Origin of the sequence: Pseudomonas sp. 15A4 (assembly GCF_016925575.1) — a bacterium.
Taxonomy (GTDB): domain Bacteria; phylum Pseudomonadota; class Gammaproteobacteria; order Pseudomonadales; family Pseudomonadaceae; genus Aquipseudomonas.
The window spans coordinates 2,586,971-2,600,070 of record NZ_CP068986.1 but is presented as its reverse complement, the minus strand read 5'-3'; the positions used below and the strand labels follow the sequence as shown (position 1 = coordinate 2,600,070).

Here is a 13,100-nt window from a genome sequence, read left to right as displayed (position 1 = left end):
ATTGAGTGGTGAGACGTAAACATGACGCTTCTCACATTTCAGTTGAGCGTCGACGCGAAGCATAGCCCAACAATTGACGTGTTCCAGTGGCGATACGCCATTTCACCATGAACCTCCGGAACCCCACAGGCTGAGTCACACCTGTTGCAGGTGTCCGTAGAGCCGGGCGTACAGCCCCCGTCTGCAATCAGCTGCTGATGGTCACCGTCCTCGGCAATGCGCCCGCCATCGAACACCAGCACCCGATCCGCCTGTTTCACTGCCGACAGTCGGTGGGCAATGATCAGCGTGGTGCGGCCACTTAAAAAACGGTTCAGCGCCTGATGCAGGTTGTACTCGGTGGCAGCGTCCAGGGCAGAAGTGGCCTCGTCGAGAATCACTACCTTGGGGTCGGCCAGGACCATGCGCGCAATGGCCAGCCGTTGTCGCTGGCCACCAGACAACCGAACACCCGAGCGACCGACCACGCTGTCCAGCCCGAGGGGCAGCGCGCGGATCGTGGCACCCATCTGCGCGATTTCCAGCGCCTGCCAACAGGCGCTGTCGTCCTGCTCGCGACCCATCAGCAGGTTGGCGCGGACGGTGTCGTTGAACAGCGCCGGATGCTGCAGCACCACCGCGACGTTCTCGCGCACGGTGTCCAGACCAATCTCCTGCATGCGTGAGCCTCCAAAACGAATGACGCCGGATTGGGGGTGTACAGGCCGAGCAGCAACTGGACCAGCGTGCTTTTGCCGCCGCCGCTGGCACCGACAATGGCGACCTTCTCGCCCGGATTGATCGACAAGTCAAGTTGATCGAGGACTAGCTCGTCGTTGTAGCCGAAGCTCAACCCGCGCACGTCAATGCTCACCGTCTGCCGACCCTCGAACGGATTGATTTGTCCCGGGTACTGAGGTTCGTCCGCACGGGCTAGCAGCTCGTTGATCCGGGTCAGCGCGCCGCCCGCCGCATAGTAGGCGTACTGCAGGTTCAGCAGCTGTTCGACGGGACCGATCATGAACCACAGGTAGCTGAACACGGCGAGCATGTGACCGATGGACAGGTCGGAGAACAGCACCGTCAGCATCGCGGCAGCGCGGAAAATGTCGATGCCGAACTGAAACAGCAACCCGCTGGCCCGGCCCGACGCGTCGCTCTTCCATTGAGACGACACCGCGTAATCGCGCACTTCCCGGGCGCGCAGGCCGAGCAATCCGAGGAAATACCCCTGACGGTTGCTGGCGCGGATCTCCTGGATCGCGTCGAGGGTTTCAGTGAGCGCCTGGGTGAAGCGCGAAGTGCTGTCGTTTTCCAGCTTCTTGAGGTGTTTAACGCGCTTGCCGAGTTTCACCGTGGCGAACACCACCAGGGGGTTGAACAGCAGAATCAGCAGCGCCAGTTGCCAGTGCATCCACATCAGGATCGCGGCAGTGCCCGTGAGGGTAAGCATCGCCACGAGAAACTTGCTGAGCGTTTCGCCGACGAATTTGTCGACGGTGTCCAGATCCGTCACCAGGTGCGCGGTGACCGTGCCGCTGCCCAGGCTTTCGTATTCGCACAGCGAGATGCGCTTGAGTCGCTCGATCAGGCGCGTGCGAATGCGGTAGACAATGTTTTTGGCCAGGCCGGCAAACAGCCACGACTGAATCACGTTGAACACCAGCGCGCCCAGGCGCAGGCAGAGTGTCGCCACCAGCATCAGACCGATGTAGCCGACGGGCTTGTGCAGGCTGTCGGGCAGGAACTGATTCATGAAGATCAGCGCCGAATTGCCTTTGCCCAGCAGCACTTCATCGACCAGTAACGGCAATAGCAGCGGTATCGGCACCGAGCAGAGCACGGCCAGAACCGCGACGCCATTGGCCACCCACAGCGATTTCCTGTGCTGCAGGGCAAGGCGGCGGATCTGCGCCCAGTTCAAGCGATCAACGGCGGGATGCTCATCAACCGATGGGGCGGTGCTGCGACGGTCCGGATTCTCGACATCAGGCACTGGCATTACGCTCCAGCCAGCGACCCAGCAAGGGCTCAAGGACATCAAGGGGTTGATAACCGTTGGTCAGCAGCGCCAACTGGCCGTTGTGCTCGGCAAGCAATGTCGGAAAACCCGCGATGCCCAAGTCCTGAACCCAGGAGAAATCCGACGCAGTTGCGGTGTGCTGTTCGACGCTGTCGAAGGCTTCGGCAAACTCGATGCGCGGCAAGCCGGCTTTTTCGGCCAGCTCGGCCAGCACCGAGCCGTGGGTCACGTCGCGGCCGTCCAGATAAAAGGCCTGCTGGATTTCCTTGACCAGCCGCCAGGCCACGTCCGGGGCCAGACTGCGCGCCGCGACAATCGCTCGGCAGGCAGGCGCGGTGTCGTAGACGAAACCGTCGGGCAAGGCGCCGTCGAAACGGAACGCCTGGCCCGTGGCCTCGTGCACCGCTTGCCAGTGTTCGAGGATGTAGCGTTTGGTCGTCGGTTCCAGCGCCGCGCCACTGCCGGTGCGCAACCCGCCTACCACCAGATGCAACGGCACCCCCGCCGCTCCCGCCTGCTCGACCAATGCTTCGGCCACCGGAGAAAATCCCCAGCACCAGGAACACATCGGGTCCATCACATACAGCAGGCGGGTGGACATGGCTCAGCCCTCGTTGCTTTGAGTTTCAATGGCCTGGCCGTCGAGCGCGCGGTAATTGCGCCCGATCGGGTGCGGCTGATTGCGCGCCTTCGCCAATTCGATCTGCTTTTGCCGGTCAATGGCGCTGCGGCGGGTTTTTTCGCTCAGTGAATCCCAGCAATGCGGGCAACTGACGCCCGGCGAATAGTGCTCGCTGGCGCGGTCTTCTGCGCTGATCGGTGTGCGGCAGGCGTGACACTGATCGTAGTCGCCTTCGGTCAGGTCGTGGCGCACGGTGACGCGATTGTCGAACACGAAGCAGTCGCCCTGCCAGCGGGTTTCTTCCTGGGGCACTTCTTCCAGGTATTTGAGAATGCCGCCCTTGAGGTGATAGACCTCTTCGAAGCCTTCGCCAAGCATATAGCTGGAGGCCTTTTCACAGCGGATACCGCCGGTGCAGAACATCGCGACTTTCTTATGCTTGGCCGGATCGAAATTCGCCTTGATGTAATCGGGAAACTCACGGAATGACGTGGTCTTGGGGTCGATCGCGCCTTCGAAAGTGCCGATGGACACTTCGTAATCGTTGCGCGTGTCGATGAGCAGCACTTCAGGGTCAGCAATCAGCGCGTTCCAGTCCTTGGGATCGACGTAGGTGCCCACGGCCTTGTTCGGGTCTACGCCCGGCACGCCGAGGGTCACGATCTCTTTCTTGAGTTTGACCTTGGTGCGGTAGAACGGCTGCTCGTCGCAGTAGGATTCCTTATGGTCGATGTCGACCATGCGCGGGTCCTTCTTCAGCCAGGCCATCAAGCCGTCGATGCCCTCGCGGCTGCCGGAGACGGTGCCGTTGATGCCTTCTTCGGCGATCAGCAAGGTGCCCTTGATGCCGTTGTCGACCATCGCCTGCAGCAGTGGCTCGCGCAGTGCGACGTAATCGGAAAGGGTGACGAATTTGTACAGCGCCGCGACGACGATGGGTGCGGTTTGGGTCATGTGGCGTCTCCAGGTGGTGACCCTCGCAAAGGGCCTACCGGGTGAATGATTCAGATGAACGCGTGCCGACCGGGCAACGCGGCGCGGATTCTATCAAGAATCGAACGTGGGCAGGCAGGAGGGTTGATCAATCGCCTCATCACCCCGTCCACCTGCCGGGAACATCGGCCTGAGCGTCACGGACTAAATGACATCGCTTTCCCACCCCCACAGGAACGAATCCCATGCATATTCTTCACCTCGCCAGCTCTCCCCGCGGCGATCGCTCTGCCTCTCTCAAACTCGCTGCGCGCTATATCGAGACCCTGACCTCGCTGCACGCCGACGCCACGGTGGATGTCCTGGACGTCTGGACGACCGATCTGCTGCCCTTCGACGGTGCCGCGCTGGAGGCCAAGTACGCCGATCTGCAAGGCGTGCAGATGAACGCCGAGCAACAGGCGGTGTGGGAGCAGATACATGCATTGGGCGAGCGTTTCCATCGCGCCGACGTCATCGTTTTCAGCGTGCCGATGTGGAATTTCGGTATTCCTTACCGCCTCAAGCATCTGATCGACGCCGTGTCGCAACGGGGCGTGTTGTTCGATTTCGACGCTCAGGGCATGCGCGGTCTGCTCAAAGGCAAGAAAGTGGTGGTGTTTGCGACCCGTGGGGTAGCGCTTGGGGAGGACTTCCCCACAGAGGACTACGATCATCAGGTCGCTTACCTGAGAACCTGGGCGCGCATGGTGGGTGTACCGGCCATCGATGCGGTGGTGTCGGAAGCCACCCTCGCGGATGCGACGACGGCGGAGAAGAACTTCAACGCGGCGCTGGCGCAGGCCTCGAAGCTGGCGGCCGACCTGACATGAACGCCCGTCAAATCAGGGATGCACTCGTACCTAACGAATGTTAGGTAGCCTATTGACCGAGGCGGTATTCAAGCCTAAGGTTGGCCTACCTAACAACCGTTAGGTGCTTAATCTTCCATTACAGGACAGCGCCATGACGACCAGACTGCAGCTATTCACCTCTCCTTCGGCGTTCCCCAATCCCCAACGGCTGCGCTTGTTTATGCACGAAAAGGGCATCGCCGATCAGTTCGATGAAACCATCTATGACATGGCGCCCGGTGGCGAGCAGCGTGGCTGGCGTCACCTCAACATGAACCCGTGGGGAGAAACCCCTACGCTGCAGTTGGCGGATGGCAGCTTTATTTCCGAAACACCGGCCATTGCCCGTTTTCTCGACCAGTCTTATCCCGGCCGCAAGATCATGGGCGAAACCGCGCTGGAGCAGGGCCTGGACAACATGTGGGATAACCGCATCTGGGTGCATATCCTTTATCGGATCGTCACGGCCTTTCACGTCTTGCACACCGGGCTGGGTTTCAAGCTGGAGTTGACGAAGAATGAGGCATGGGGTGAGCACTGCCGCAAAGAGGCACTGATGCACGCTGCCTTGGTGAATCGTCATCTGGCCGACGGTCGCGAATGGCTGCTGGGCGGGGCCGAACCGACGTTTGCCGATATCACGCTGGCAACCGCCATTGCCTTCTCCAAGTTCCCGGTAAACGCGACCCCGCTGGACGAGCGCTTCGAGCACCTGGACAGCTACTGGCAGCGCTGGCAGAAACGTCCGGCTTTCCAGGCCGCCTACGCCGATCGCAGCAGTGGCATACCGGAACTGGATTCGCCTCCCGCGTGATCCGACTGGATGGGCACGTCATGATCTGAGAGGACGAGGGCTGGAGCTTTTGCTTTAAGATGGCCGGCTCCACTGCAACTCGTCCGACCCATGAAAGGCACGACAATGAGCATCAACGCCCGCGAAGCCATACTTCTGGCTGCTCGAAACATTGCCCAGTCACAGGGCTACAACGGACTGAATTTTCGCGATCTCGCCCAAGAGGTTGGCATCAAGCCAGCCAGTATCTACTACCACTTCCCGAGCAAGGCCGATCTGGGTATCGCCGTTGCCAAGCGGTATTGGCAAGACGGTGCCGCTGCCCTCGAGACTATTTCCGAGGAGACGCCGGATCCGGCGGAGGCATTGGGCCGATTCCCCGAAATTTTTCGTCGCTCGCTGGAGACCGACAACCGGCTGTGTCTGGCGAGTTTTGTGGGGGCGGAAACCGATAATCTACCTACGGCCATGGCCGAGGAGATTCAGACATTTGCTCAGGTCAATATTGCCTGGCTTGGCCGACTGCTGGTCGCCGCGAAATACTGCGAGGAAGCCGACAGCGAAGTTCGCGCGCGCGCCATTTTCTCGGCCGTCGCGGGGGCGCAGCTCATCGCACGAAGCAGGTCGGACATCACACTGTTCGATACGTTAATCGAGGCCTATCGCGCCTACGGCCCACTGCCGGCATGACGCCCGCTTGCGCCCGAAACCTGTACCACGGCTTCGGGCGGCGCGGGTCAGTCATGCCCACCCGCACAGGTCGGGGAAGACGGCGCCGAGCCGAGCTTCGCCCATTCTTCCGGGGTGTAGGTGTGCAGCGCCAGAGCGTGGAACTCACCCATCAGGCCACCGAGCAGGCCGTAGACCTTCTGATGGCGCTTGACTGCGTTGAGGCCAGCGAACTGCTCGCTGACCACCACCGCCTTGTAGTGAGTGTCCGTGCCGCGACTGTGCATGTGGCTTTCGTTGAGCACCTGAAGGTACTCGGGCTGAAAGACCGTCAACGCGGATTCGATTCGCTGTTGCATGCTCATGTCAGGCTTCGCTTATGGCTTCTTGGCAGGAGCAGCCGGTGCAGCAGGCTTGGCGCCGGCCGGGGTCAGTTCCTTGGTCATGTCGGCGAGCAGCTTGTTGACCACAGGCACCGCGCTTTCCAGTTTGCTCTGGGTCAGCTGGAACGACTGCTGGCTGATCTGCGGCATCTTGGCCTGGACTTTCTGGCCCAGTGGAGACTGGTAGAAGGCAACCAGGTCTTTCAGCTCGCTTTCGCTGAAGTTGGAGGTGTACAGCTTGACCATGTCAGGCTGCAGTTTTGGCCAGCTGATCACCTGATCCAGCGCGGCGTTGGCCTTGCCCTGGTAGGTTTCGAGGGTGGCTTGCTTGGACGCAGGCGCTTTGGTTTCAGCGAAACGCTGAGCGAACATCTGCTGGACTTGCATGTAAACCGGCGCACCCAGTTGATCGGCGTGAGCCAGTTTGAGGAACGCTACAGCACTGGCTTCATGGCTGGCGGTATCGGCAAGAACCTGGCCGCTGGCACATACCAGAGCAACCGCAGCACAAATGGCACGAAGACGGGTCATCGAGTTTCCTTATCTAGCAGGCGAGGCAGAACCCCAAGGGCGGCCATTCTGCGCCCCTTTGCGCATTTCCCTCAACCCCCGACCCTACGAGCGGTTATCCCGCGGACCTGACGCACTCCCCCGTATGCAGGTTTAGGGCGACCGCCCCGGTCGTTTTGTCGCACACTGGCCGTACCTGTTCCGACCGCACAGCAGCCACGGGGAACCCCACCGGCTCGCCTGGTTACTAAACTGCGCAAATCGATCTTAAGGAGAGAGTCCAGTGAGCCGTACCGAAACCGACAGCATAGGTCCGATCGAAGTCCCCGAAGACGCTTACTGGGGGCGCAGACGCAGCGTTCTCTGATCAACTTCGCCATTGGCCAGGAGCGCATGCCACTGCCCGTATTGCACGCGCTGGCACTGATCAAAAAAGCCGCCGCCCGGGTCAACAACCGCAACGGCGACTTGCCCACCGACATCGCCAACCTGATCGAGCAGTCCGCCGACGAAGTGCTGCAAGGCCAGCTCGACGACCAGTTTCCCCTGGTGGTCTGGCAGACCGGCAGCGGCACGCAAAGCAATATGAACGTCAATGAAGTCATCGCCGGCCGTGCCAACGAACTGGCGGGTGGCGTTCGCGGCGGCAAGTCGCCGGTTCACCCCAACGATCACGTCAATCGCTCACAGAGCTCCAACGACTGCTTCCCCACCGCGATGCACATCGCCGCTGTACAAGCAGTGAAAGAACACCTTCTGCCGGCGATCGCTGAATTGTCCAGCGGCCTCGCCGAGCAGTCTTCGCGGCACATGAAACTGGTGAAAACCGGTCGCACGCACATGATGGACGCTACGCCGATCACTTTCGGCCAGGAGCTGTCGGCCTATGTCGCCCAGCTCGACTACGCCGAAAAGAGCATTCGCGCTGCGTTGCCGGCTGTATGTGAACTGGCCCAGGGCGGCACCGCCGTTGGTACGGGTTTGAACTCGCCCCATGGGTTCGCCGAAGCCGTCGCCGCTGAACTGGCTGCGCTGTCTGGCCTGCCCTTCGTCACCGCGCCGAACAAGTTTGCCGCGCTGGCCGGGCATGAGCCGCTGACCGCGCTGTCCGGCGCGCTGAAAACCCTCGCCGTGACGCTGATGAAAATCGCCAACGACCTGCGTCTGCTCGGTTCCGGCCCTCGCGCCGGCCTGGCCGAAGTCAAGCTGCCGGCCAACGAACCGGGCAGCTCGATCATGCCGGGCAAGGTCAACCCGACCCAGTGCGAGGCGCTGTCGATGCTGGCGTGTCAGGTCATGGGCAACGACACCACGATCACCTTCGCTGCCAGTCAGGGCCACCTGCAACTGAACGTGTTCAAGCCGGTGATCATCCACAACCTGCTGCAATCGATCCGCTTGCTGGGCGATGGCTGCCGCAACTTCAACGAGCACTGCATTGCCGGCATGGAACCGGATGCCGCCAAGATGGCCGAGCATCTGGAACGCGGCCTGATGCTGGTGACCGCGCTGAACCCGCACATCGGCTACGACAAGTCGGCGCAGATTGCCAAGAAAGCCTATAGCGAAGGGCTGACCCTGCGCGAAGCGGCGCTGCAACTGGGCTTCCTCACCGACGCCGAGTTCGACGCCTGGGTGCGCCCGGAACACATGCTCGAGGCTGGCAGCAATGGCTGAACCCATCAGCGGCGCCACGCCACTGGAAGGCTATGGCAAACGCATTCTGATGATCATCGGCACGCCGAAAAGCATCAGCCTCGGCCACGCGCTGGCCGAGGCTTATGCCCAGGGCGCGCGGAGCAAAGGTCATGTCGTGCGGGTGCTCAAGCTTGATGAAATGGATTTCGACCCGGTGCTGCGTGGTGGTTATGAATCCGCACAGACGCTTGAACACGATCTGCTCGAAGCCCAGCGCGAGGTGCACTGGGCGCAGCATCTGGTGTTCGTGTATCCCGTCTGGTGGGGCGGGCTGCCGAGCCTGCTTGGTGGATTCTTTGACCGCGTGTTCATGCCCGGCTTCGCTTTCAAAGCCCACGGCAGGCATCACCCCTCCAATGAGTTGCTGAAGGGCCGGACGGCTGAATTGCTGGTGACGATGGACACGCCGTCACGCTACTTCCGCTGGGTTTTCAAGGCCCCGGCCCATCGGCAGATGGTCAGGACGATCCTCGAGTTCTGCGGCATCAAGACCACGCGGCTGACGGAGTTCGCGCCGGTGCGCACTTCTACCGAAGAGCAGCGTCAGCAGTGGATTCGTGACGCCGAGGCACTGGGCAAGCGCTGAAGGTGATGCCCGCACGGTCAGTAATGGCGCGTGGGCTCGCACGTTGATGGAACCGTTAACAACGCTACTATTCAAATGCTCTGACTTACGCTGTGGCGGCGGCTGTCGCCCATTCAGATCACTCGCGTACCCACCCAATGCCCGGAGAAGGCCATGTTAAGCAAGCGTGAACAAGATCCAGCCCCCACCGTACGTTTTCGCAGCGACCGCGTTTCCCGAGTCAATGGCCAGTATTTCTTCAGCACCCGGGAAAACACCCTCGAAGGTCCGTTCATGAGCAAGGAAGACGCTGCTCGGGAAACCGAGGTCTATATCCGTCGCATGCAGGCGGTCAGTGCGTATCAGCCAGGCATGCCCTCCTCGCTCAACGGCTGATTCAGCCCGTTTTCACGAATGATTGCGGCGAAAGGTCTTTTCGCCCATTGCTGCGATCTGCCCGTCGATCAGCGCATCGAACGGACGCAACAAGCTATCAAATGACGTCTCCGGCTCCAGCGTATGCAGCGCATGGACGATGGCCTCGAGCGTTGACAACGCGTCGGGCCCCGGCGCTTTGCGTAAACGATAGCGTGACGCTGGCGCATTCGTCAGCATCACTCTGGGCAATGCTGCCAGCAGAGGATTGAGGTGCAGCAGCTTGCGCGCCTTGCGCCAAGTGCCATCGGGTACCACGAGCAGCACGGACACGTCGTCGGCACTGTAAGCCTTCAACGCAACAGCCTCCTCCCCCGGAAACAGCAAACAGGCCCGGTAACCATCCCGGCTCAGCCACAGCGCCAGATCCTCGAACACCTCTCCCACCTGCAATTCCGCATTCGTCAGGCCAAGGGCTGCGAGGCGGGCGGTGTTGAGCGCGTGATTGACTTCACTGGGATGCTGCAGGATCAACACGCGCGTCCGACTGCCCAACGCGGGAATCAACGCACACAGGCAGTGATCGGTCGGGCGCAGGCAGCGTTCACAACGGGCACGGGACATCGTCGGTTTCCTACAGTGGATTGAGCTGCGCTTTCAGCAGATCGCGAAAGGTCTGAATCAGCGGCTCACGGCTGCGGCCACGACGCAGGATCATCGAAAACGGCGCCTGATAGCCGAATGTGGCAGGCAGCAAGACGCGCAGGTGCCCGGAGTCCACCCACGACTGCGCGTAATGCTCGGGCAAGTAACCGATGTAGGCCCCGGACAGCACCAGAATCAGTTGCGCTTCCATACTCTCGACGGTCGCGGCGCTGTGCTTGAAGCCGTGGCGAGCCAGTTCGGCCTGACTCCAGTAGCCGCGCCCGACCATGCGTTGTTGAGTGATGACCGGTTCCGGAATCCGCCGTTCGGCATACAGCGTGTGGCGATTGCTGCAGTACAGCCAGTGCTGCTCGCGGTACAGCGGCTGATAGAGCAGGCCGTTCATGCGGGTGGAGAACGAGCCGATTGCGAGGTCCAGCCGGTTGTCCAGCACGCCCAGCTGCAGTTCATACGGACTCATCACGGCGAGGTGCAAATGCACGGCCGGATGCTCTGCACTGTAGGCGCCGATGACTTCCGCAAAGGGCAGCGCGCGGTCGCTGACCGTCGAGTCCAGCACCCCCAGGTTCAGCGTGCCGCGCAGCTCGCCCTTGAGCGCAGCGGCGTAGCGCTCGAAGCCTTCCAGCTCGCCCAACAGCCGCAGGGTTTCCTGATGAAACAGCTCGCCCTTGCTGGTCAGGCTAAAACCGCCGCGTCCGCGATGACACAGCACGATGCCCAACGCAGCTTCGAGCTGGCTCATGTAGGTGCTGATTGCCGAGGTCGACAGATTGAGTTCTTGCTGGGCGCTGGCAAAGCCCTGATGGCGCACCACGCAGGCGAAGATGCGCAGCAATTTGAGGTCGGGGAGCGCGCTGGGCATGGTTGTTCCAGGGAGGGTTTTGCGCGCAGCTTACCCGATACTTCAGGAATATCTGAACTAAGTATTTTGCCTGGCCGATTGTTCGCGGTGGGCCCGGTCAACAGAATCGGGGCCATGCTGGAAGCCCGCTTCCGCCCCTTTTTGATTACCACTGACGAGGCATTCTCGTGGACAAGATTTTTCACCAACCACTGGGCGGCAACGAAATGCCGCGCTTCGCGGGCATCGCCACCATGATGCGCCTGCCGCACCTGCAAACGGCGGCCGGGCTGGACGCGGCCTTCGTCGGCGTGCCCCTGGACATCGGCACGTCGCTGCGCGCCGGTACTCGGTTCGGCCCGCGGGAAATCCGTGCCGAATCGGTAATGATTCGCCCCTACAACATGGCCACCGGCGCCGCCCTGTTTGATTCGCTGTCCGTGGCGGACATCGGCGACGTGGCGATCAACACGTTTAACCTGCTGGATGCCGTGCGCATCATCGAAGAAGCCTACGACGGCTTTCTCGAACACGACATCATTCCACTGACCCTCGGCGGCGATCACACCATCACCCTGCCGATCCTGCGCGCCATGATGAAGAAACATGGCAAGGTCGGGCTGGTGCACATCGACGCCCATGCGGACGTTAACGATCATATGTTTGGCGAAAAGATTGCCCATGGCACCACGTTCCGTCGGGCGGTGGAGGAAGGTCTGCTGGATTGCGATCGCGTGGTGCAGATCGGTTTGCGTGCCCAGGGATATACCGCTGAAGACTTCAATTGGAGTCGCAAGCAAGGGTTCCGGGTGGTTCAGGCCGAGGAATGCTGGCACAAGTCGCTGGCGCCGCTGATGGCCGAAGTGCGCGAGAAGGTGGGCGGAGGTCCGGTGTACCTGAGTTTCGACATCGACGGCATCGACCCGGCCTGGGCGCCGGGCACGGGCACACCCGAGATCGGCGGTCTGACGACCATTCAGGCAATCGAGATCATTCGTGGGTGCCAAGGGCTGGAGTTGATTGGCTGCGACCTTGTCGAGGTTTCGCCGCCGTATGACACCACCGGCAATACCTCGCTGCTGGGGGCGAACCTGCTCTATGAAATGCTCTGCGTGCTGCCGGGTGTGGCGCACCGCTGACAGCGGGACTGGACGAATTGCTTAATGGGACCAAGCGCGCTGCTTTTTAGCGGGACCGGCTTCAGCCGGGAAGAGACCCGTATGAGCCCCCTCACTCTTGCGGTGTGGCGCCTGACGCCTCCCCGGCTGAAGCCGGTACCACGATGTCTGCGCTGCATCGGGCGCGCCGTTCTTCCATTGCACGCCGTTACAAAAAATCTCCACACACCTGTCATTCCTCTCCCGCAAACTTGGGCTAGCCTTAATCCGAGACCGCCGGCGTTGTGCATTGCAGCGCAGGTTTTTCAGGGTGGTTGCTCATTAGGCATTCCTGCCACAACCCTCTGTATTTTGATGTTGGGGTGATTACCACTTAGATCAAAGCAGAGGCCGGCCATGAAACGGAGTGAAGTCAGACAACATGTCATCGACACGATCGGGAAGATCCTGGTCGACAAGACGCTGATTCAGGAAGAAGACGATGTGATGCTGAGTGCGCTTGAACTGGATGAGGAAGACTTCAGAGAGTTTTTTCAATTCTGCAAAGTGACTTTGGCATCGTCCTCCCCAACCAGATCAAAGCCGATATTGCGGGTATGTCACCGCAATCACCTTATGGACAACTGACGCTGCAGGGTCTTGTCGACCAGATTCTCGTCGAAAGGAAACGCAGGACTCATCACTGAGCCGCAGACGTTAATGGCTCAGAAAAGATCCAGAGGAGAATCAGAGGGCTGATCAAAGGGTCGGGAGACAAATCGGGAGCGGGCTATCGGGCGATAGCGCCGCTTTCAGACGCGTCTTTAGAAAGCGATTAGCGCCGTGGACGACGACGCTCATCATCATTGCTGCGCACGGGAATGGGTTGCAGCTTTGGCTTTTCAATCAACCCGAGCGCGACGCCTACATCGTGAAGCCATTCTTGCAACTTGCTGTTCATATAACGCCCCCTTCAGGGAAATACTCGGCAGCCAATGTCCGAACTGCCTAAAGCAGATCATAGTGCTAAGGCGCACTTTACGCCTGCTACCG

At 60.8% G+C, this 13,100-nt stretch carries 14 protein-coding genes and 2 pseudogenes; 8 read left to right on the top strand and 8 right to left on the bottom strand.

Annotated features, from left to right (window positions below; translation table 11 throughout):
• Positions 1-135: 135 nt before the first annotated feature.
• The 3 genes and pseudogenes from JN403_RS11720 to JN403_RS11710 form a co-directional block, all read right to left on the bottom strand.
• Positions 136-1,981, bottom strand: a pseudogene (locus JN403_RS11720) (ABC transporter ATP-binding protein).
• Positions 1,968-2,603 carry a DsbA family protein gene (locus tag JN403_RS11715; protein WP_122535661.1) on the bottom strand — a complete coding sequence of 212 codons (636 nt, stop codon included), beginning with the start codon at positions 2,601-2,603 and terminating at the stop codon, positions 1,968-1,970. Before JN403_RS11715 ends, JN403_RS11720 begins: the two are co-directional and overlap by 14 nt.
• 3 nt (positions 2,604-2,606) lie before the next feature.
• Positions 2,607-3,578: a rhodanese-related sulfurtransferase gene (locus JN403_RS11710; protein WP_205487060.1), complete on the bottom strand. Its 972-nt coding sequence runs from the start codon at positions 3,576-3,578 to the stop codon at positions 2,607-2,609.
• A gap of 224 nt (positions 3,579-3,802) precedes the next feature.
• Here JN403_RS11710 and JN403_RS11705 point away from each other — a divergent pair, with 224 nt between their 5' ends.
• The 3 genes from JN403_RS11705 to JN403_RS11695 all read left to right on the top strand — a co-directional run bounded on the left by JN403_RS11705 (position 3,803) and on the right by JN403_RS11695 (position 5,933).
• Positions 3,803-4,429 (top strand): NAD(P)H-dependent oxidoreductase, encoded by a 627-nt coding sequence (locus JN403_RS11705; protein WP_205487059.1) that lies wholly within the window; start codon positions 3,803-3,805, stop codon positions 4,427-4,429.
• 133 nt (positions 4,430-4,562) lie between these two features.
• On the top strand, positions 4,563-5,264 hold the full coding sequence (locus JN403_RS11700; RefSeq protein WP_205487058.1) for a glutathione S-transferase C-terminal domain-containing protein: 702 nt from the start codon (positions 4,563-4,565) through the stop codon (positions 5,262-5,264).
• Between the two features lie 105 nt (positions 5,265-5,369).
• Positions 5,370-5,933: a TetR/AcrR family transcriptional regulator gene (locus tag JN403_RS11695; protein ID WP_205487057.1), complete on the top strand. Its 564-nt coding sequence runs from the start codon at positions 5,370-5,372 to the stop codon at positions 5,931-5,933.
• A gap of 47 nt (positions 5,934-5,980) precedes the next feature.
• Here the strand turns inward: JN403_RS11695 and JN403_RS11690 are convergent, their stop codons facing one another.
• Positions 5,981-6,277 (bottom strand): BolA family protein, encoded by a 297-nt coding sequence (locus JN403_RS11690; protein WP_122535665.1) that lies wholly within the window; start codon positions 6,275-6,277, stop codon positions 5,981-5,983.
• Between the two features lie 12 nt (positions 6,278-6,289).
• Complete coding sequence (locus JN403_RS11685) at positions 6,290-6,826, bottom strand: DUF2059 domain-containing protein (RefSeq protein ID WP_122535666.1); 537 nt, start codon at positions 6,824-6,826, stop codon at positions 6,290-6,292.
• A 262-nt stretch (positions 6,827-7,088) separates the two neighbouring features.
• Here JN403_RS11685 and JN403_RS11680 point away from each other — a divergent pair.
• The 3 genes and pseudogenes from JN403_RS11680 to JN403_RS11670 all read left to right on the top strand — a co-directional run bounded on the left by JN403_RS11680 (position 7,089) and on the right by JN403_RS11670 (position 9,464).
• Positions 7,089-8,482, top strand: a pseudogene (locus tag JN403_RS11680) (class II fumarate hydratase).
• The gene (locus JN403_RS11675; protein ID WP_205487056.1) at positions 8,475-9,089 is read left to right on the top strand and encodes an NAD(P)H-dependent oxidoreductase; all 615 of its coding nucleotides are present in this window, start codon (positions 8,475-8,477) and stop codon (positions 9,087-9,089) included. Before JN403_RS11680 ends, JN403_RS11675 begins: the two are co-directional and overlap by 8 nt.
• 153 nt (positions 9,090-9,242) lie before the next feature.
• Complete coding sequence (locus JN403_RS11670; protein WP_122535669.1) at positions 9,243-9,464, top strand: DUF6316 family protein; 222 nt, start codon at positions 9,243-9,245, stop codon at positions 9,462-9,464.
• 12 nt (positions 9,465-9,476) lie between these two features.
• Here the strand turns inward: JN403_RS11670 and JN403_RS11665 are convergent, their stop codons facing one another.
• Positions 9,477-10,067 (bottom strand): DTW domain-containing protein, encoded by a 591-nt coding sequence (locus tag JN403_RS11665; RefSeq protein ID WP_205487055.1) that lies wholly within the window; start codon positions 10,065-10,067, stop codon positions 9,477-9,479.
• A gap of 10 nt (positions 10,068-10,077) precedes the next feature.
• The gene (locus JN403_RS11660; protein ID WP_172609278.1) at positions 10,078-10,971 is read right to left on the bottom strand and encodes a LysR family transcriptional regulator; all 894 of its coding nucleotides are present in this window, start codon (positions 10,969-10,971) and stop codon (positions 10,078-10,080) included.
• 167 nt (positions 10,972-11,138) lie between these two features.
• On the opposite strand from JN403_RS11660, the gene speB reads away from it, so the two are divergent.
• A complete protein-coding gene (gene speB, locus JN403_RS11655; protein ID WP_205487054.1) occupies positions 11,139-12,089 on the top strand; it encodes an agmatinase in 951 nt (316 codons plus the stop codon).
• 375 nt (positions 12,090-12,464) lie between these two features.
• A complete protein-coding gene (locus tag JN403_RS11650) occupies positions 12,465-12,695 on the top strand; it encodes a hypothetical protein (RefSeq protein ID WP_205487053.1) in 231 nt (76 codons plus the stop codon).
• Between the two features lie 187 nt (positions 12,696-12,882).
• Here JN403_RS11650 and JN403_RS25775 read toward each other — a convergent pair whose 3' ends face one another.
• Positions 12,883-13,008, bottom strand: a complete 126-nt coding sequence (locus tag JN403_RS25775; protein WP_122535674.1) for a PA1414 family protein — start codon at positions 13,006-13,008, stop codon at positions 12,883-12,885.
• Positions 13,009-13,100 lie beyond the last annotated feature (92 nt).